Source organism: Hydrotalea sp. GW822-HT8A01 (assembly GCF_058798575.1).
In genome coordinates, this window is the sequence record NZ_CM179506.1 from 3196544 (window position 1) to 3217523 (window position 20980).

The following is a 20980-nucleotide window of genomic DNA, read 5'->3' on the forward strand; positions in this document are numbered from 1 at the left end:
GTATGCTTTGGAATATTTTGTGGAGAACTGGGGTTAAAATGAGGAAAAATAAAAAGATATGCTTCTAAAATGCAGTTCTGTAACAGATTTTGCACAAAAAAACCTTACTTTTTGCGTTGAATGCTCGAAGTAAGGTTAAAGCTATTTTAGTATAATGTTCTATTTTACCACTTGTCAACTTCTTCTGTACCGGTATTATTTACCTCAGATATTGTCGTTTCAACTGAAGTAGTTGCTATTTCAATAGGGGCAACTTGTTCTTCTTCTACAACTGAAACAACAACATTTTGTTCTGCCGGTTCATATCCTTCTGATTCGGAATATTCGTGATTAAAAGCATCAAAATCAAAATCGGGCATTAAATCTGTTTTAACAAAATCAACCGCTTCGCCCAATGCTTTAATAAATTTATTAAAGTCTTCTTTATACAAGAATATTTTATGCCTGTCGTAGCCATTATCATCAAACCTTTTTCTGCTTTCGGTAATCGTTAAATAATAATCGTTGCCTTTTGTAGCTCTTACATCAAAAAAATAGGTTCTTCTTTTTCCTGCCCTGATACGTTTACTATAAACGCTTTCCATTTTTTTTTCGTTATTCTCGTACGCCACAGTTGTAAAGATTTTGGTTACTGAATTATTTGTGCTTGGCAAATATAGTATTGTTTATGAATTACCAAAACTTTATACCTGAAAGCTTTTTTAAGCTTCAAAAGCAGTTGCATTTTTTTCCAATACCTGTATGCGGTACAATTCTGCGTAATAACCATTTAATTGCATTAGGCTTTCATGGGTGCCTTCTTCGGTAATTTCACCATCTTCTAACACTACAATTTTATCGAATCTGAATGTTGAGAAAATACGATGGGTAATAATAATGCCGGTTTTATCTTTTAAAAAATTATACAGATTGGTTACAATTTCGTTTTCGGTTTTTGCATCAACGGCACTTAAACAGTCGTCAAATACAATTACTTCGGGCTGTTTTATTAAGGCTCTGGCAATGGATATTCGTTGCTTTTGGCCACCGCTTAAAGTAACGCCCCGCTCTCCTACCAGTGTTTCATAATGTTTATCAAAACTCATAATTTCATTGTGTATGCTGGCGTTTTTTGCTGCCTGCTCAACCTGGGCTTTATCAACAGGCCATTGCTGACCGAATGCAATATTATTGGCAATGGTATCACTAAACAGAAATACATCCTGCGGAATATAACTGATTTCTTTTCTAAGAATTCTCAGTGGAATATTCTGAATATCGTGCCCACCAATGGTAATATTGCCTTTATCGGGGTTATAAAAATGCAATAATAATTGTGCAACGGTTGATTTTCCGCTACCGGTTCGTCCCAATAACAATACTTTTTGGCCGGCCTGTACGGTTAAATTAAAATTAGATAATGCCTGTATGCCTGTGTTGGGATATGTAAAACTGATTTGATTGAAATGAATATCACCCGAAACATGCACCGGTTTTAAATTCGGTTTATCTTGTATTTCCGGTGTAGTGTTTAAAAACTCATTGATTCTTTTTTGTGAAGCAGCAGCCCGTTGAATCATACTGGCCGTCCAGCCAATTGCACTTACCGGAAACGTAAGCATGTTAATATAAATTACAAACTCTAAAATGGTTCCTGCACTTACATTATATTGTTGATGAATGAGATACCATCCGCCAATGGCAATGGTTAATAAAGTACTGATGCCAATTAACAGCGTCATGGATGGGAAATAGATGGCTTCTACCTTCGCCAGACCAATGGCATTTTTTTTGTATTCCTCGCTGTTTTTATCAAAAAAATGCAACATCGATTTTTCCTGAACAAATGATTTAATAACCCGAATACCGGAATACGATTCCTGCGCAGCGGTAGTTAAATCGGATAATAGTGCCTGAATTTTTTCGCTTTTCCGGTTAATGATGGTATTTACATAATAAATGGTAATAGCCAAAATGGGCAATGGCGATAATACATACAATGTTAAATGCCAATTGGTTTGAAACATAAAGAACAGGCAGAAACCAATGGTAGCGGCCAAATTAATAAAATACATCACTGCCGGGCCGGCATACATTCTTACCCTGCTTACATCTTCAGTAATACGGTTCATTAAATCGCCGGTACTATGCGTTTTATAAAAAGCAGCGTCTAATTGCTGATAATGGGTAAATATTTCATTTTTTTGATCAAACTCTATATGGCGGCTCATTACTATAATGGTTTGCCGCATTAAAAACATAAAGAAACCACCTATTAATGCCAGTAAAAACAAAACCACTGCACTGATGAAGATATTGGTTGAAAAACTGTTGTTTTCTGCCTGAATAACTTTAATAAAATGTTGCACCAAAAAATCGTAATTGGCAATCCGTTTATTTTCATGTATAGTATTAGCTGCAATTTGGTGTTGAATCAGATGCTCAGCCTGATCTACCACATAACCGGAAACCTGAGGAGCCAGGATTCGAAAATAGTTAGACAGAATAATGAAAAGTATACCTAACAGAAATCTGGTTTTATATTTCCAGAAATATTTATTTATTACGGATAATTGTTTCATGAACCGCAAAGATAAGAAAAGCGGTTTGTATCAATTTTTTCTGTGGAACCCCTTTTTTAAGTGGATTGTATGTAACTGTGCAGTTGTTCGATGGTTTCTTTTTGGTCGTGAATGGTTTCATAAATTACATCATTAATAGAAACAATACCACATAAACTATCTATTTGATCGAACACCGGCAAATAGCGGATATTGTTATCACTCATGATGTGCATACAACTTTCAATAGAAGTTTCGGGGGTAATATGCGGCAATCCTGTACTCATAATTTCTGCAACGGTGGTTTGTTCAGAATGTTTACCGGCTAAAATTACTTTACGGGCATAATCACGTTCGGTAAGTAAGCCAATGTATTGTTTTTGTTCATTTTGAACTACTACAGAGCCAATGTTTTTGTCGGCCATTAATTTTAAAGCATCAAAAACCAATGTGTTAGCAGGTACGCCTATCACAGCAGTACCTTTTCTGTTTAAAATATCTTTTACTTTTTTCATATTTAGAAGCAGTTTAGCAGTTACAAAAGCCAATGGAAAATACAATTTAAAAAGGATATTACAAAATAAGAAGCAGATAAAGTATAATTTTTTTGGAAGATAAACAGCCGCACCTTTATTTTGCACCCGGAGAGATGGCAGAGCGGTTTAATGCGGCGGTCTTGAAAACCGTTGACTGTAACAGGTCCGGGGGTTCGAATCCCTCTCTCTCCGCTCTCAATAAAAAAACTCCTGAAAATTCAGGAGTTTTTTTATGATATATATTCAAGCAAATGCTATCCATTACTACCTAACACCAACAAGGGTAAAACATTTATTTATTGCTGTTTTTTTTATTATGATGGGTAATATACCTGGTGGTTTCATAAATAGCCTGCATACATAACTGCATATCTTTTTGAATAGAATCAGTTAGGGCATTTTTAGGAACCGGGGCATTATTTTCCATTGAAAATATTTTTATTTTATCGGGCTTGCCAATTGGCTGAGTTACAAAATATTGGTGTTTCAATAATCCTAATTGTTGTTGTTCTCCTTCAAAAATAAATGCCATGTTTTGGGTAGTATCTTTTACATGCAATATGTCTCTGCCCATTCCGGTATTGGTGTAGGGTATGTTGGCAATGCCTGCTAATACAGGCAATACATCTACCTGCGAAGCCAGCATGGTGTGTTTGGCAGGCTTTACCAGTTTGGGGCCATAAATAATGAAAGGTACATGGTTTTTGGTAAGCCCTTCAGCTGTATAAGCTTTGGGAAATAAGGCTTCCGCATTCCCTACTAAACCATGGTCGCCAATAAATGCAATAATAGTGTTATTAAAATAGGGCTCTTTTTGTATGGTTTCAATAAAATGTTGCACATTAAAATCAAAATACCGAAATGCGTTTAACTCTTCATTCGATGTAAAGCCATATTTCAATAAAGTATCATTGGGTACGGTAACCTTTTTAAACGTTTTTAAGTCTTCTGCAGCAATTGAATAAGGCCTGTGGTTATCGGCCGTTTGTATTACGGCAAAAAATGGGCGATTCTGTTTTGCCAGCACTTTATTGGCTTCTGTAAACAAATTATGATCGCTAATACCCCAAACATCTAACCGTGGTGCGGTATAATTTTTCTCTTCATAAATATGCAAACTATCTATATTATTTTCCAACAAGCCTTTTATATTGGCCCAACTGGTACTGCCACCAATAAAATAATAATGGCCGTAATTTTTAAATGAATTAATGATGGTTTGCTGATCAACAATTTGCGGATTACGACTGGCCGTTTTATTTTGTTCAACATCGGTTAATCCGGTAATAGTGGTCCAAACACCACGTGCCGTTCCGAAACCGGGTGTAAACATATGATCAAAGAAAATACTTTTGGTTGCTAATTGATCAATAAAGGGCGTACTGTTTAACGGGTTACCAAACAACGAACTTTTATAAGCACTAAAACTTTCTGAAATAACTAAAATAATATTGGGATATGTGGTTGCAGACAAACTGGAATCGGGTACAATATGCCTGGTATAATTTAAATGATTGGCATCCGGATGGGTAATGCCTAAATAGTTGGCCATTAAAGAATAATATTTCTTTGCCTTTTCCACATCATAAGTAGATTGCCGAAAAGCCAGCGTACTGAAAAAACTTTGAAATGGATTTAAAGCGGCCTGCGCATTAAAATCGCTGTTCAACGAAAATGCATCACTCCAACGCAGTGGAAACTGATCAAATTTCCCAAAAATTCCAAAGCCAAATAGTAGAAAATACAGGATGGAAAATAAACCTCTCCGTTTTCTGTAAGGCTCCTGCATATCAGCAGACTGTGCAATGAGCCTATGAGTATATTTTACCAAAAAAAAACTGAGCCAGATAAAAAGAATCATTCCCAATAAAACCCAAATAACATGATAGGTTTCCCACAACATGCCGAGTGAAATGCGTGTATTATGTAAAAAATCGAGTGCCTGTGCATTTAAGCGCACATCTAAATAAGCAAAATGTCCATAATCAAATGCATAAAACAAGGTAAACAGCACAATAGCTACGAACCATAAAATATAGGCAACTGTTTTCCCCAATTTTTTTCGGAAAGGATGCAAGGGCTTAATGGCACCCAATATTAACATCAGTATGGCCATAATACCTACATCCCTGGCATCAAACCGAAAACCCATCCACAATACAGACAAAAAAGATTTCCATGAAAAAGCACCTGTATTGAATAAGCAGAAAGTAAAAATTCGGGCAATACTCATCAGCAGGAAGAAAGTAGCAGACAATATGAGTATCCAGCGCTGCAGGCGCGACAGTAGATTTTTTTGCATAGTAAGAGGCGTACAGTTAAAAAAAGAAAAACAAGCTGTAAAAATAATGTATTTCAATAAAAGCGAAAGTTATGATTGAACGCAATGGACAAATTGCAGGCTTAACGAACCCTGCCGGCACCACGGTAGGCTCTTTTCCAATAAGGATCATTCAAATCGCTGATGGTAACACCACTGCTTGTAGAAGCATTGGCAAATTTTTGATTGGCTATATAAACACCTACATGTGAAATGGCCCTGCTTCTTCTACCACCGGTATGAAAAAATACCAAATCACCTTCCTGCAGCGAATCATCGGGTATTTTAGAACAGCTATTATATTGTTCCTGCGCTGTACGGGGTAAATTCACTCCATAAACATCCCGCATTACAATATAGGTAAAAGCAGAACAATCAATACATGCTTTTGTACTGCCGCCTAAGCAATAATTGGTGCCCCACCATTCATCAATTTCTTGAAGCAAAAGAATATCGGTTAGCTTTTCAACCGTTACATCCATTATAATGGCATATTTCATTTGCAGCCAGCTGGCTTTTTCGATACTTACCCAGCTATTGGGATTATTTTCATTGGCAGCAGCACGATTCAAGGTGTTAATTTTTGTAGTAGCTGTTTTATGGCGGGAATTTACAACTGAACCGGGGGCAATTTCTATTCCATCAATAAATTCAGGGTTTCCTGATTTTACCGATTTGGAAGTAGTGGTTAATGAATTATCGTGGGCTGTAATTTTCCGCAAAGTTTTACAACCGGTTACAGCTAAAACTATTCCCGCAATAAAAAAAACTGTTATACAACGCTTTGCCATAGCTTGCAAAATAAACAACCCTTTTTTAAGCTGCCCAAACCTGCACAACTTTTATCCATTCAACTTTATAACACCGGAATTGTGGATAAATTTTTCAACTTCATTTGCCTGCCGAAAGCAGTACATTTGACTTTTGAATGGTTTCAAATTTTCAACAGTCATGCCTAAATTTTCACATCTACATGTTCACTCGCAATATTCCTTACTCGATGGGGCAGCTTCCATCGGTTCACTTTACAAAAAAGCGGCCGCTAATAACATGCCGGCTGTGGCTTTAACTGACCATGGAAATATGTTTGGCGTATTTGATTTTGTGAATCAGGCCTGGAAAAACACAAAAGTAGTTGGTAAAGATACCAATGGTAAAGATATATTAGAACCTGTTATTAAGCCTATTGTGGGTTGCGAATTTTATGTGGTAGAAAACAGGCATATTAAAACTTTCACTAAAGAATTAAAAGACCACCGCTACCATCAGGTATTGCTGGCTAAAAATAAACAAGGCTATCAAAACCTCATTAAATTAACCTCATTAGGATTTATTGAAGGCATGTATAGCAAGTATCCCAGAATTGACAAAGAATTAATTCTGCAATACCATGAAGGCCTCATTGCCACCACCTGCTGCATTGGCGCTTATGTGCCACAAACCATTTTAAAAGGCGATACTGCCAAAGCTGAACAGGAATTTAAATGGTGGTTAGATATTTTTGGCGAGGATTATTATATTGAATTACAACGCCACAACATTAAAGAACAGGAAATCATCAACCATACCCTTTTACAGTTTTCCAAAAAATACAATGTTCCGGTAATAGCTACAAACGACAGCCACTATACTGAACGTGACGACTACAATGCACATGATATTTTATTGTGCGTAAATACAGGTGAAAAACAATCAACACCAGGTTTTGATGATTTTGTAAATGATGAAGTGCAGATCAAAAACCGGCGTTTTAAATTTCCGAACGATCAGTTTTATTTTAAAACACCGGAAGAAATGGCTACCCTGTTTGCCGACATTCCGGAAGCAATTGACAATACCAATGCCATTGTAGATAAAATTGAAGTACTGAATTTAAAAAAAGATATTTTACTGCCGGCCTTCCCTATTCCGGTTTCTTTTAAAATTCATGATGATGATAATTTGAACCAGTGGGAATATTTAAAACACCTTACTTATGAAGGAGCCAAACAACGTTATGGCGAAATAAATGCCACAACCCAAGAACGTATTGACTTTGAATTGTTTACCATTAAAACCATGGGCTTTGCAGGCTACTTTTTAATTGTAAGCGATTTTATTAAGGCAGGCAGAGACATGAAAGTGTTTGTAGGCCCGGGCCGCGGTTCTGCCGCCGGTTCGGTAGTGGCTTATTGTATTGGCATTACCAATATTGACCCCATTAAATACAATTTATTGTTCGAGCGGTTTTTAAACCCCGATCGTAAATCAATGCCCGATATTGATACCGACTTTGATGATGATGGCCGTCAGAAAGTAATTGATTATGTGGTTGAGAAATATGGAAAAAATCAAGTGGCACAAATTATTACCTATGGTACCATGGCTGCCAAAAGCAGCATTAAAGATGTTGCCCGGGTAATGGATTTGCCGCTGGCCGAAGCCAATATGCTGGCTAAATTGGTGCCCGATAAACCCGGAACCGAATTAAGAAGAGTTTTACATGCACCCATCACCGCCAAAGAGGGCGAAAAATCATTAGAAGAAAAAGAAGGATATACTCAGGAAGATATTGAGAACATTAAAAAACTCAGGGAAATTTATGCCGGAGATGATATTCGTGCCCAGGTTTTAAAAGAAGCTGACAGACTTGAAGGCAGCATCCGCAATACCGGTGTGCATGCTGCAGGCATCATCATTGCCCCAAAAGATTTAACGGAACTGATTCCTGTTGCTACTGCAAAAGATTCTTCTTTATGGTTAACACAAATTGAAGGCAATAGTATTGAAGAGGCCGGTGTAATTAAAATGGACTTTCTGGGCTTAAAAACGCTTTCTATTCTTAAAACCGCACTTGAATTAATCAAACAAAATCATCAAATAGAAATTGATTTAGATACCATTCCATTAGATGATGAAAAAACTTTTCAATTATATCAGAAAGGTGAAACCAATGGCACATTCCAGTTTGAAAGTGTTGGCATGCAAAAATACCTGCGTGAATTAAAGCCCGATCAGTTTGATGACTTAATTGCCATGAACGCATTATACCGCCCAGGCCCTATTGCTTATATTCCCAGCTTTATTGCCCGTAAACAAGGACGAGAACAAGTGGTATACGATATTCCGGAAGCAGAACTATACCTGAAAGATACTTATGGCATTACCGTTTATCAGGAACAGGTTATGTTATTGAGCCAGAGTTTGGCAGGTTTTAGCAAAGGCGATGCCGATGTGTTGCGAAAAGCAATGGGTAAAAAACAAAAAAGTGTGCTTGATAAAATGAAAGCGCAGTTTATTGAGGGCGGTAAAGCCAAAGGACATTCAGCAGATGCTTTGGAAAAAATATGGACTGACTGGGAGGCCTTTGCGCAGTATGCTTTCAATAAATCGCACAGTACCTGTTATGCTTTTGTGTCGTATCAAACTGCCTATTTAAAGGCACATTATCCGAGAGAATACATGTCGGCTGTTCTAAACCATGCAGGAAGTATTGATAAAATTACTTTTTTTATGGAAGAGTGTAAGCGAATGGGTATTAAAGTTTTGGGGCCGGATATTAACGAATCGTTAAAAGGCTTTGCCGTGAATAAAAAAGGAGAAATTCGTTTTGGATTGGGTGGCATTAAAGGCGTAGGTGATGCCGCTATTGAAAACATTATTGAAGAGCGCAATAAAAACGGGCAGTTTAAAGATATTTTTGATTTTATTAGAAGGGTCAATCAACGTTCTGTCAATAAAAAATCGATGGAAAGTTTGGCATATAGCGGTGCGTTCGACTGTTTTCCACAAATGAATCGGGCACAATTTTTTGCCAAAGGCGATGGAGATAAAATTAGCAATCTGGAAAAAATTATTAATTATGGTGCTGCCAGTGTACAAATAAAAAGTGGTACTGCCAATACTTTGTTTGGAGAACTGCCTGTTGCCATGGAAATTCCGGCACCCAAAATAGCTGAATGTGAAGAGTGGCCTTTAACAGAAAAATTAAACTATGAAAAAGAAGTAACGGGTATGTTCATGAGTGGGCATCCATTAGATCATTACCGGTTTGAATTGCAACATTATCAAATTATTGAAATTGCAGAGTTTAATGAAGTAAAAATGGATACCAACCTCATAAAACAAGCTGCCAATTTAACGGTACGCATAGCAGGTTTAATTGTAGATGTACAACATAGGGTAACCAAAACAGGCAAAAATTTTGGCTCATTTATCATTGAAGATTTTTCAGGAAAAACAGAATTCACCCTTTGGAGTGAAGATTATGTAAAATTTCAAAACTATTTGGAAAAGGGCCAGAAAGTATTTCTCTCAGGCAATTTCAGGCAACGTTATAAAAGTGAGGAAAATTTTGAATTTAAAATTAACCAGCTCTATCTGTTAGAAACCCTGAAAGAACGAACTACCCGTATGCTCGAAATCAATATGGAGCCAGTTGACCTAACAAAAGAATGGATTGATTTTTTAGCCGAAAATGTGAAAGCATATCCGGGAAAAACACTTTTAAAATTCAACATAATTGATAACGCTGAAAACCTGAAAATTAGTTTATACAACAATGAAGTGAGTATTTTACTGAATGATGATTTAATCCAGTTTTTACAAAACCATCCGGAAGTACAGGTAAATGTGCATTTGCAAAATTAATGGCCGAATCAGCAACTGACGATTTGCCTCATATTAGGGCAAAATGGCTGAAAACAAACGTTTCAGTCATCACAAAGTCATAATTAACAGTGGTGTATAACTGGTTTCAAACATATTGTAAGTTTGGATTTATTTTTGCGACAAATTAATAAATTATTCATAACCATAAAAAATTGTACAATGGCTTTAGAAATTACAGATGCGAACTTTCAAACAGAAGTTTTGGCAAACGATAAATTAACTATGATTGATTTTTGGGCAGAATGGTGTGGCCCTTGTCGCGCTATTGGTCCGGTTGTAGAAGAGCTGGCAAAAGAGTATGAAGGTGTGGTTAAAGTGGGCAAATTAAATGTTGACCATAATCCGCAAGTAAGTTTAAACTATGGCATTACCAGCATCCCTGCTATCCTGTTTATTAAAAATGGAGAAGTAGTTGATAAATTAGTGGGCGCACAACCCAAAGCCAATTTTGTGAAAAAAATTGAAGCGCATAAGTAAAATAGATTGACTCAATTTCAATGAGGCCGTCCCAACAACAATGAAGGCGGCCTCATTCTTTTAATGTTGCATTTGCAATACTTCTTCCGGCCTGTGTTTATGCCGAAACAGCAGCAAAAATAATACTGCAATAATAATGGCATATACAGAAAACGACATCCAGATACCATACCAATCAAGGCTTTTATCGCTATGGGTAAAAAATTTGGAGATGGCATAGCCACTGATACGACTTCCCAATAAAGCACCTACTCCATTAGTCATCATCATAAAAATTCCCTGTGCGCTGGCACGTATTTGTGGTTTTATCTGCGTATCTACAAACAAAGAACCGGTTATATTGAAAAAATCGAAAGCCATTCCATAAACAATGCAGGAAAGAATAATCATCCACAATCCATTACTAGGATTGCCATATGCAAACAAACCAAAACGCAATACCCAGGCTAACATACTCAACAACATCACTATCTTAATTCCAAACTTTCTAAGAAAAAAAGGAATGGCCAAAATAAACAAGGTTTCAGAAATTTGAGAAATAGACATAATAATAGCCGGAAATTTTACGGCAATGGTATTTTTGTAGGCATCAATCTTTGCAAAATCATGCAAAAAAGTATCACCATAAGCATTCGTTAATTGCTGGGCAGCACCCAAAAGCATAGCAAAAATAAAAAACAGCGCCATTTTGTATTGTCCAAACAGAGAAAAGGCCTTTAACCCCATCATGTCGGCAAATGATTTTTTCTCACCGGTTTTTGCCTGCGGCGGACATTTGGGTAAAGTAAATGCATATACACCAAACAATAATGATGCGATAGCAGCCACATAAAATTGACTGGCAGAAGTTTCAATATGCAATAAACTTACAATCCACATGGCTACAATAAAACCAATGGTACCCCATACTCTGATGGGAGGAAAATCTTTAATAATATTTTTCCCGTTTTTAATTAATGCAGTATATGAAACCGTATTGGCCAATGCTAAAGTTGGCATATAAAAAATCATATACAATAACAGTACCCAGAAAAAAGTATCGGGATCATTTACCGCAGGTAAATAAAACAATATTGCAGCACCTGCTAAATGACAAAAAGCCAACAATTTTTCGGCATTTATATATCTGTCGGCAATAATTCCCATAATAGCCGGCATAAAAATAGCAGACATGCCCATAGTTGAAAAAATTTTACCAAAATCCTCTCCCGTCCATTGTTTGTTTTGAAACCAATAAGCACCCACAGTAATTAACCAGGAACCCCAAATAAAAAACTCTAAAAAACTAAGCAAAATCAATCTAAACTTAATATTCATTGCATTTGTTTTTCTTCTTGCATATAATAGATGGCAGTATTTTAAAACGCCAGGCAACTCCATTCAGAGCAAGCAAGGTTAATAATAATTTAAAACGGAAGATAGTAATTTTTGCTTATCGCTTAACATTCCCTTCATGTGAACAATTATAATGGTAGTTTTGCCTGTCAAAAAAAAATAGAAGATGAAAGCAACTGTATATAACTCCTCGGATATGCTGATTCAAACAGCAGATAAAAATTTACAACCCATTGCCGAAAAAATATTTGCCAATCAGCGTATCAGTTTTGAAGAAGGTGTACAATTATTTGAAAAAGGCTCTTTACCATTTTTAGGTGCATTGGCCAACTTTGTACGAGAACAAAAGCATGGTGATAAAACTTATTTCAATCGTAATTTTCATATCGAGCCTACCAATGTTTGTGTGTTCAGTTGTAAATTCTGTGCCTATTCCCGTTTATATGCACACCGCGAAGAAGGCTGGGAACTGAGCATTGAACAAATGCTGGATATTGTGAAAAGCTATGATGGTAAACCGGTTACTGAAGTGCATATTGTGGGGGGTGTTCATCCTAAAATGGATTTACGGTTTTTTACCACGCTGTTGAAGGCCATTAAAGCACATCGCCCCGATTTACACATTAAAGCATTTACCCCCGTTGAGTTGGATTATATGTTTAGAAAAGCCAAAGTTTCTGTTGAAGAAGGCATGCGCATAGCACATGAAGCAGGTTTAGACTCATTACCCGGTGGCGGTGCAGAAATTTTTCATCCGGAAATACGTACCCAAATTTGTGCAGACAAAGTAGATGCAGATGGCTGGTTACACATTCATAAAGCGGCGCATCAATTAGGCATGCATACCAATGCCACCATGTTGTATGGCCATATTGAAAAATACTGGCACCGGATTGACCACATGGAACGTTTGCGTCAATTGCAGGATGAAACCGGCGGGTTTAACACATTTATTCCTTTAAAATTCAGGAATAAAGACAATGACATGAGCCATGTGCCGGAATCAACCATTGTGGAAGATTTAAAAATGTATGCAGTAGCAAGGCTGTATTTAGATAATTTCCCGCATATTAAAGCCTATTGGCCTATGTTGGGCAGAAAGAATGCACAACTTACACTTCAGTTTGGTGTGAATGATATTGACGGCACCATTGATGATTCTACCAAAATTTATTCAATGGCGGGAAGTGAAGAACAAAATCCAAGCATGTCAACCGCCGATTTAGTTACCCTGATTAAACAGGTAAACCGCCAACCTGTAGAAAGAGATACACTGTACCATGAAATAAGAGATTACAGCAATTTAAGTTACGATGCTATTGTTGCCAATCCATTATTGAATTAATCTAATCTATTCAGTTCAATCATGTGTTAGCACATCAACATTCGCTTAAACCCAATGGAATATTTACAGCAAGACCACCATCGGAGGTTTCTTTGTATTTGCTGTTCATATCTAAAGCCGTATCCCACATGGTTTTAATTACTTTGTCTAAACTTACTTTGGCAAAATCTGGCGCACTTTGTAAAGCCAGTTGCGATGCGGTAATGGCCTTAATAGCACCCATGGTATTGCGTTCAATACAGGGTATTTGTACCAACCCGCCAATGGGGTCGCAGGTTAAACCCAAATGATGCTCCATGGCAATTTCTGCAGCCATTAATGCCTGTCGCTGGCTACCTCCCATACATTCAGTTAAAGCAGCGGCTGCCATGGCACTGCTTACACCAATTTCGGCCTGACAGCCACCCATTGCCGCTGAAATGGTTGCCCCCTTTTTAAATATCGATCCAATTTCGGAAGCGGTTAACAGAAAACGAATAATTTTATCGGTTTCATTTCCATTACAAAAACAAATAAAATATTGCAATACGGCAGGTATTACACCGGCAGCACCATTGGTAGGAGCTGTAACTACCCTGCCAAACGATGCATTTTCTTCATTTACCGCCAAAGCAAAACAACTTACCCAATCTAATGTGTATTGAAAGGCGTTGCCGCCAGCCTGTATTTTAGTAAGCCAAATATCATAATCCGGCGCAAGGGTTCCACCCATTAATTTTTTATTCAGCTCAAATGCCCTGCGTTTTACTTTTAATCCACCCGGTAATTCGCCTTGTGTATGGCACCCTCTGTAAATACAATCTCGCATGGTTTCCCAAATATGTAAAACGCCTTCGCGAGTGGCCTCTTCACTACGCCACGCCAGTTCATTTTCCATCACCACATCACTAATGCTAAGGCCTTTCATGCACCAACGCAATAAATCATTCGCCCTATTAATCGGAAAAGGCAATTCAACCTGATGATGTGTGGAAGCAAGCTCCTCACCTTCCTTCACAATAAAGCCTCCACCAATAGAATAATAAGTAGCACAAATTTCTTGACCATCACTTAATGATATCAAAAAAGAAAGACCGTTTGGGTGATAAGGCAACGTTTCCTGTTTCAAAAAAATAATATCATTTTCAGGTTGAAAATCAATTGCTATTTCATTGCCTAAATACAAAGTGCCCTGTTCTCTAATTTGAGCCACTTTTAGAAGAATGGAATTTACATCAATCGTTTCAGGATTTTCGCCACAAAGCCCCATCATTACAGCAATATCGGTACCATGCCCGTGCCCTGTTTTGGCTAAAGAACCATACAGTAACACTTGCATTTTTTGTACTAACTGTAATTGATATGCAGTCTGTAAATTATTAACGCATTGCAAAGCTGCTTTCCATGGCCCCAATGTATGCGAACTGGAAGGCCCCACGCCTATTTTAAAAATATCGAACACTGATATTGACTCATGTACCTGATTTGCCATTGTGCAAAGTTAGGAACCGGCTTCATGTAATGTTACAGGATTTGTATATTTGGAAATGCTTCAAAAAATGTTTATTTTTTTTATCATCGCAATATTGTTTGCCTGCAATACCCCTAAAAAAATGATGCAGAATATGCTTCCGGTTAATTTTTTAGAAACCTTAATGCAACAACATCCCGACCAATTTTCAGCCATTTTACAAAACCGGCAGGCATATAATGTTCAAATTATTTACACCCAAATTAACCGTGATAAAAACAACCAGCCCATCCTTACAGAATATCATTTCTACACTTCCAACAACTATTTCTATCCGGCCAGCACGGTAAAAATGCCCATTGCTTTTTTGGCATTAGAAAAATTAAATGAAATCAATATTTCCGGCGTTAATGCAAACACCACTTTAATTACCGATAGCAGTGCACCCCAACAAAGTTTTGTTTTTACACAGCCAACCGCTATTGATAGCCGGCCTACCATTGCCAATTACATCAAACAAATTTTTTTGATAAGTGATAATGATGCATTTAACCGCCTTTATGAATTTTTAGGACAAAAAACCATCCTGAATCAACTCAAACAAAAAGGTTATCCCAATGCCATTATCCGCCATCGGCTACAGGTAAGTTTAACAGATGAGCAGAACCGCCAAACCAATGCCTGCTCTTTTTACGACACTTCAGGTAAACAGTTATGGCACCAACCGGCGCAATATAACGATGGTCCATTGCCGAACCTAAATGTGTTTTTAGGAAATGGTTATTACAATAATGGAACATTGGTTCACCAACCCTTTAATTTCTCAGAAAAAAACAGGGTGTATTTAGAAGATTTAACGCATATACTCCGCTCCGTTATTTTTCCGGAATCTGTTCCGCCTCAAAGCAGGTTTAACTTAACAGCCACCGACAGACAATTTCTGTTACATTGGATGAGCGCCTACCCCCGCGAAAGCAATTATCCTAATTATGATACTATTGCATACTGGGATGCTTATTGCAAATTTTTAATGTATGGTTCACAAAAAGGGTCTTTACCCAAAAACATCAGAATTTTTAATAAAGTAGGCGATGCTTATGGTTTTTTAACCGATGTAGCCTATATCATCGATACCCAAAATAAAATAGAATTTATGTTGAGTGCAACCATTTCCTGCAATTCAGATGGTATTTATAACGACGATCAATACGATTACGATTCCATCGGCTATCCATTTATGAAAAACATCGGACAACTGCTTTACCAATATGAGTTAACAAGAAAACGGACATACGTGCCAGATTTATCGGAATTTATATTCGATTACCAAAAACAGTAAATTTTATTTAGTTTTTTCAGTTTCTGCTGAAAATTCTCTAATAAACCTGTTCAGTAATTAAGTACATTTGGTGCCATTTAAAAAGCAATTGAATCATGAGCACCAATTTATCTACTTTACTACTGCGTTTCAGCGAACCCGAAACACTTAAAATGGCCAAATTAGGTCGCGAACTAAGGGCAAAAGGCATTGATGTAATTGACCTGAGTTTGGGAGAACCCGATTTTGATACCCCCCAACATATAAAAGATGCAGCCATTAAAGCCATTAACGACAACTGGAGCCATTACACACCTGTTGCCGGATTTGCCGATTTAAAAGAAGCCGTTTGCACCAAATTAAAACGCGATAACCATTTAGATTATAAACCCGAAAATATCATTACCTCAACCGGCGCCAAACAAAGCTTAGCCAATGCCATTTTAGCCTTGGTGGATGAGGGTGATGAAGTAATTATACCCACACCGTATTGGGTTACTTACTCTGAACTGGTTAAAATTGCCCGTGGCCATGTTGTTGAAATAAGAACTACGGTTGAAAATAATTTTAAAATTACACCACAACAATTAGAAGCGGCTATTACTTCCAATACCCGTGTTTTCATGTTCTCATCACCATGCAACCCTTCCGGCGCTGTTTATACCAAAGAGGAACTGGCTGCTTTGGTAAAAATATTTGAAAAGCATCCAAAAATCACCATTTTATCTGACGAAATTTACGAATACATTAATTTCATTGGTCAACATGAAAGTATTGCGCAATTCTCTTCCATCAAAGAAAGAGTGGTGGTGATTAACGGATTAAGTAAAGGCTTTGCCATGACGGGCTGGCGCTTAGGTTATATTGCAGCCAATACAGATATTGTAAAAGCCTGCGAAAAATTACAAGGCCAGTTTACCAGCGGCACCTGCTCTATAACTCAAAAAGCAGCTGTAGCAGCACTTACCGGCGATTTGGCACCTTCACGTGCCATGACTGCCGAGTTTGCCCGCCGCAGAGAAAAAACATTAGCATTGGTAAAGAGCATTCCGGGTTTTAAATGTTTTGAACCACAGGGTGCATTTTACGTATTTCCTGATGTAAGTGCTTATTATGGTAAAAAGAATGGCACTGAAACTATTGCCAATGCGGCCGATTTAAGCATGTTCTTACTAAACACAGCACATGTTTCATCCGTAATGGGCGATGCTTTTGGTGAACCCAACTGTATTCGATTCTCTTTTGCCAACAGCATGGAAAATATTGAAAAGGCCTGGGCAAGAATTAAAGATGCACTTGCAACTTTGCAATAAACTAATTACCAACGGGATGGTATTGTTGTACCCGGCATTATATACCATTGTGCAGTTTCGTTGCGTCGCACACTTGTACGTTCTGTTCAGTATGCAGCCACTACAAAATACCATCCCGCTTATTATTTATATTATGTATTTTTTGCGGCAATATGATTCAAAATTTTAATCGCATGTTCCCGCGAATTTTCAATAAATAACCGGTGTGTATTCAAACCACCACAAACCACACCGGCTAAATAAATGCCGGGTACATTGGTTTCGTGTGTGTTTTCATCATAAGATGGTTTCTTTACCCCATCATCCGACAATTGAATACCCATTTGCTGCAGGAATGAGAAATCGGGCTGATAACCCGTAGCTGCAATCACCCATTGGTTGGGAATGATAACCGCACCATCCGGCGTTTGAATATGTACCTGATGTGGTTCTATAGCCGTAATAACAGAATTAAAATATGCCCTGATAGAGCCTTCTTCAATTCTGTTGATGATATCTGGTCGTACCCAATATTTTACCCTTTCACCAATCTGGCTTTCCCGAATTACCATGGTAACGTTTGCGCCCTTACGCCAGGTTTCTAATGCAGCATCAACTGCCGAATTATTGGCACCTACCACAATCACCTGCTGAAAAGCATAAAAATGAGGATCTTTATAATAATGCGTAACTTTTGGTAAATCTTCCCCCGGTACATTTAATAAAAAAGGAATGTCATAAAACCCTGTTGCAGTAACAATATTGTAACTGTGATAAGTAGCCTTTGAAGTTTTTACCTCAAAAACAGGTTTATTTCTTTCCTGTAACGGCTTGACACACAATACTTTTTCAAACAAATGAATATTGAGTTGTTCTTTAATGGCCACTCGCCTATAGTATTCCAAAGCTTCATTACGAGTAGGCTTTGACGCAATGCTCACAAATGGAACGCCACCAATTTCTAACTTTTCAGAAGTTGAGAAGAATGTCATATTCATGGGATAATGGTACAATGAATTCACCAGACATCCTTTTTCAAGAATTACATAATTTAATTGATGTGTTTTTGCTTCTAATGCACAAGCCAAACCAATGGGTCCGCCACCAATAATGATTACATCGAGTATTTCAGATTCGTTCATCGCAAATATTTAATACGAATTAGGGTCAATTCATTTATTCAACAAAAGTTACTTATGAATTTCACTGCTAAAGTGAAAAATAATATCCGGGTTATTGGTAATTTCCGTATTCAAAAACCATTCGCTTTGTGCCAGGTATACCGGATGTCCATCTTTGTCTTCTACGGTATTCTGTTGTTTAAACCTAAGGAAATCTTCTAATTTTTTTGCATCATTACTGGTAAGCCAACAGGCTTTATAAAAAGGCAGCGATCTGAACTCAACCGCAGCGCCATATTCCTGCAATAACCGGTATTGAATCACCTCAAACTGCAACTCACCAACGCATCCAATAATCTTTTTGGTTCCCCCAAATTGAGAAAATAACTGCGCAACACCTTCATCAGTTAACTGCTGTATACCTTTTTCAAGTTGTTTGGCTTTCATTGGATCCTTATTCACCAACTCCTTGAATATTTCCGGAGAAAATGTGGGTATACCCAGAAAATAAAAGTTGGCTCCCGCTGTAAGTGTATCACCAATTTTAAAATTTCCGGTATCAAACAAACCCACCACATCACCAGGATAAGCATCTTCAATCACATCTTTACTTCTTGCCAAAAATGAATAGGGATTATTAAAGCGAATATCTTTATTCAACCGAACATGATGGTAATATTTACTACGTTCAAATTTACCACTGCAAACTCTCAAAAAAGCTATTCGATCTCTATGACGGGGATCTAAATTGGCATGTATTTTAAAAATGAATCCACTAAATGTACTATCATCTGGAGCTATCGATCCTTTTGAGGTAGCCCTGTTTCTCGGTGTAGGTGCAATATGAATAAAAGTATTCAACATCTCCTGCACCCCAAAATTATTCACAGCACTACCAAAGAATACGGGCGCTACTTTTCCTGCTAAATAATCATCAATCACCAAATTGCCATGTACACCTTCAATCAGTTCCACATCCTCTCTTAATTGCGCAGCATCGCGTTCACCAATTTTATTGTCAACAATTGGGCTATTCAAATCATCAATTTGTAATACATCCTCATCATCTGCTTTGGTGCCGGCAGTAAATAGCAATAAATTTTTATTGGTAATATTGTAAACCCCTTTAAAATCTTTCCCACTATTAATGGGCCATGTCATGGGATGTAAAGCAATATTCAATTCTTTTTCAATTTCTTCCAACAAATCAAAACGGTTTTTGCCATCTCTGTCCATTTTATTGATGAACACTATAACGGGTGTGTCACGCATTCTGCAAACCTCCATCAACCGGCGGGTTTGCTCTTCTACCCCATTTACACTATCAATAACCAATACCACACTATCCACTGCAGTTAAAGTTCGGTAAGTATCTTCTGCAAAATCTTTATGGCCGGGTGTATCTAATAAATTAATTAAATAACCTTCATATTCAAAGGTCATTACACTGGTAGCTACAGAAATTCCACGCTGGCGCTCAATTTCCATAAAATCGCTGGTGGCATGTTTTTTTATTTTATTACTTTTTACAGCCCCTGCTGTTTGAATAGCACCCCCAAATAATAGTAATTTTTCAGTAAGTGTTGTTTTTCCGGCATCGGGGTGAGATATAATGGCAAAGGTTTTTCTTCGTTCTATTTCCTGTTGATAATTCATTGATTAATGCGCAATTACTTTTAATTTTTTATAAATAGGAGCCGCAAAGGTACAAAATTGAGGTGTTATGAGCTAAATTGCCATTTTCAATAAATCAACGTCTACATAAGTGTGTAACTAACTACAAACAAGTACCCAATTTTTTGTTGATATGCAATTCTTATTGAAATATGATAGAACAATTGAATCAATTAAGAATAAAATAAAGCCTTCGTTGCATAGATCATTTTGCATAAAACCAAAAACAAATACGAACTAATCAATTTAAAAAATCATATTATTTTACACTGCTCCTCCAACCTTTGTTTCACCCCTTCCATCCATTCATTTCTTAAGATACTCAATACCATTGAATCTCTCCTTCTCCCGTTTGCACTCAATGCATTGTTACGCAAAACCCCTTCCGTGGTAAAACCTATTTTTTTCATGGCAGCAATACTTCTTTTATTTAACGTATCTGACCTGGCTTCTACCCTTTCAAACATTATCGTTTCAAAAGCAAATGAAAGCAGTAAATATTTACAGTGCAAATTCAAACCAGTTCCCTGAAATTTTTTTCCATACCAGGTATACCCCAATTGCATAGTTGCATGTGCGCTTTGAATATCATAAAATCGGGTGCATCCTGCGTATTCCTGCCACTTTTTATCGTACACAATAAACGGATAGGAAATACCTGTTTTTCTATCCATCAAAGCCTTATCGATGTATTGTTTAAGCAAATCATCACCGGCAGCAGACTGAATAGAATATTGCCATAACTCGGGCTCATGTTGTGAAAAAAAACGCAGATATACCTCATCATTTTGTTGTAAACTACGCAATTTTACGCGTTCATCTTCCAACACAATTTCATCTAAAAAAGGAAATACAAGTTGCATGCAAATAGAGTATTTATGCATGAACATACAAATTTTTCCATTAAAATTTAGGATATTGC

At 37.2% G+C, this 20980-nt stretch carries 15 protein-coding genes and 1 tRNA gene; 6 read left to right on the forward strand and 10 right to left on the reverse strand.

Going from position 1 to position 20980, the window contains the following annotated elements; translation table 11 throughout:
- Positions 1 to 164 precede the first annotated feature (164 nt).
- The 3 genes from AC3QLY_RS14205 to AC3QLY_RS14215 form a co-directional block, all read right to left on the reverse strand.
- Positions 165 to 611: a DUF3276 family protein gene (locus AC3QLY_RS14205; protein ID WP_143439285.1), complete on the reverse strand. Its 447-nt coding sequence runs from the start codon at positions 609 to 611 to the stop codon at positions 165 to 167.
- Between the two features lie 90 nt (positions 612 to 701).
- Entirely contained in the window at positions 702 to 2561 is a 1860-nt protein-coding gene (locus tag AC3QLY_RS14210; RefSeq protein ID WP_218330367.1) for an ABC transporter ATP-binding protein, read from the reverse strand.
- 56 nt (positions 2562 to 2617) lie between these two features.
- Positions 2618 to 3055, reverse strand: a complete 438-nt coding sequence (locus AC3QLY_RS14215; protein ID WP_218330366.1) for a CBS domain-containing protein — start codon at positions 3053 to 3055, stop codon at positions 2618 to 2620.
- Between the two features lie 128 nt (positions 3056 to 3183).
- Here AC3QLY_RS14215 and AC3QLY_RS14220 point away from each other — a divergent pair.
- Positions 3184 to 3268, forward strand: a tRNA-Ser gene (locus AC3QLY_RS14220).
- A gap of 100 nt (positions 3269 to 3368) precedes the next feature.
- Here the strand turns inward: AC3QLY_RS14220 and AC3QLY_RS14225 are convergent.
- Complete coding sequence (locus AC3QLY_RS14225; RefSeq protein WP_218330365.1) at positions 3369 to 5378, reverse strand: LTA synthase family protein; 2010 nt, start codon at positions 5376 to 5378, stop codon at positions 3369 to 3371.
- A gap of 101 nt (positions 5379 to 5479) precedes the next feature.
- Complete coding sequence (locus AC3QLY_RS14230) at positions 5480 to 6187, reverse strand: C40 family peptidase (protein WP_218330364.1); 708 nt, start codon at positions 6185 to 6187, stop codon at positions 5480 to 5482.
- A 160-nt stretch (positions 6188 to 6347) separates the two neighbouring features.
- On the opposite strand from AC3QLY_RS14230, the gene dnaE reads away from it, so the two are divergent.
- Together dnaE and trxA are read left to right on the forward strand one after the other, a co-directional pair.
- Positions 6348 to 10025, forward strand: a complete 3678-nt coding sequence (gene dnaE / locus AC3QLY_RS14235; protein WP_218330363.1) for a DNA polymerase III subunit alpha — start codon at positions 6348 to 6350, stop codon at positions 10023 to 10025.
- A 180-nt stretch (positions 10026 to 10205) separates the two neighbouring features.
- Positions 10206 to 10523, forward strand: coding sequence for a thioredoxin (gene trxA / locus AC3QLY_RS14240; RefSeq protein ID WP_075051771.1), 318 nt, complete (start codon positions 10206 to 10208; stop codon positions 10521 to 10523).
- Positions 10524 to 10583: 60 nt separating this feature from the next.
- Here trxA and AC3QLY_RS14245 read toward each other — a convergent pair whose 3' ends face one another.
- On the reverse strand, positions 10584 to 11840 hold the full coding sequence (locus AC3QLY_RS14245; protein WP_218330362.1) for a nucleoside permease: 1257 nt from the start codon (positions 11838 to 11840) through the stop codon (positions 10584 to 10586).
- Between the two features lie 184 nt (positions 11841 to 12024).
- Here AC3QLY_RS14245 and mqnE point away from each other — a divergent pair, with 184 nt between their 5' ends.
- Entirely contained in the window at positions 12025 to 13203 is a 1179-nt protein-coding gene (mqnE, locus tag AC3QLY_RS14250; protein WP_218330361.1) for an aminofutalosine synthase MqnE, read from the forward strand.
- A gap of 34 nt (positions 13204 to 13237) precedes the next feature.
- Here mqnE and AC3QLY_RS14255 read toward each other — a convergent pair whose 3' ends face one another.
- On the reverse strand, positions 13238 to 14674 hold the full coding sequence (locus AC3QLY_RS14255; RefSeq protein ID WP_218330360.1) for an L-serine ammonia-lyase: 1437 nt from the start codon (positions 14672 to 14674) through the stop codon (positions 13238 to 13240).
- Positions 14675 to 14795: 121 nt separating this feature from the next.
- On the opposite strand from AC3QLY_RS14255, the gene AC3QLY_RS14260 reads away from it, so the two are divergent.
- Together AC3QLY_RS14260 and AC3QLY_RS14265 are read left to right on the forward strand one after the other, a co-directional pair.
- A complete protein-coding gene (locus tag AC3QLY_RS14260) occupies positions 14796 to 15992 on the forward strand; it encodes a serine hydrolase (RefSeq protein ID WP_288071190.1) in 1197 nt (398 codons plus the stop codon).
- Positions 15993 to 16087: 95 nt separating this feature from the next.
- A complete protein-coding gene (locus tag AC3QLY_RS14265; RefSeq protein ID WP_228733070.1) occupies positions 16088 to 17284 on the forward strand; it encodes a pyridoxal phosphate-dependent aminotransferase in 1197 nt (398 codons plus the stop codon).
- Positions 17285 to 17415: 131 nt separating this feature from the next.
- Here the strand turns inward: AC3QLY_RS14265 and AC3QLY_RS14270 are convergent, their stop codons facing one another.
- From AC3QLY_RS14270 to AC3QLY_RS14280, 3 genes are all read right to left on the reverse strand, one after another.
- Positions 17416 to 18405, reverse strand: coding sequence for a YpdA family putative bacillithiol disulfide reductase (locus tag AC3QLY_RS14270; protein WP_218330357.1), 990 nt, complete (start codon positions 18403 to 18405; stop codon positions 17416 to 17418).
- A 48-nt stretch (positions 18406 to 18453) separates the two neighbouring features.
- A complete protein-coding gene (locus tag AC3QLY_RS14275) occupies positions 18454 to 20040 on the reverse strand; it encodes a peptide chain release factor 3 (protein WP_218330356.1) in 1587 nt (528 codons plus the stop codon).
- 272 nt (positions 20041 to 20312) lie between these two features.
- Entirely contained in the window at positions 20313 to 20921 is a 609-nt protein-coding gene (locus AC3QLY_RS14280; protein WP_218330355.1) for a GNAT family N-acetyltransferase, read from the reverse strand.
- Positions 20922 to 20980: the final 59 nt, after the last annotated feature.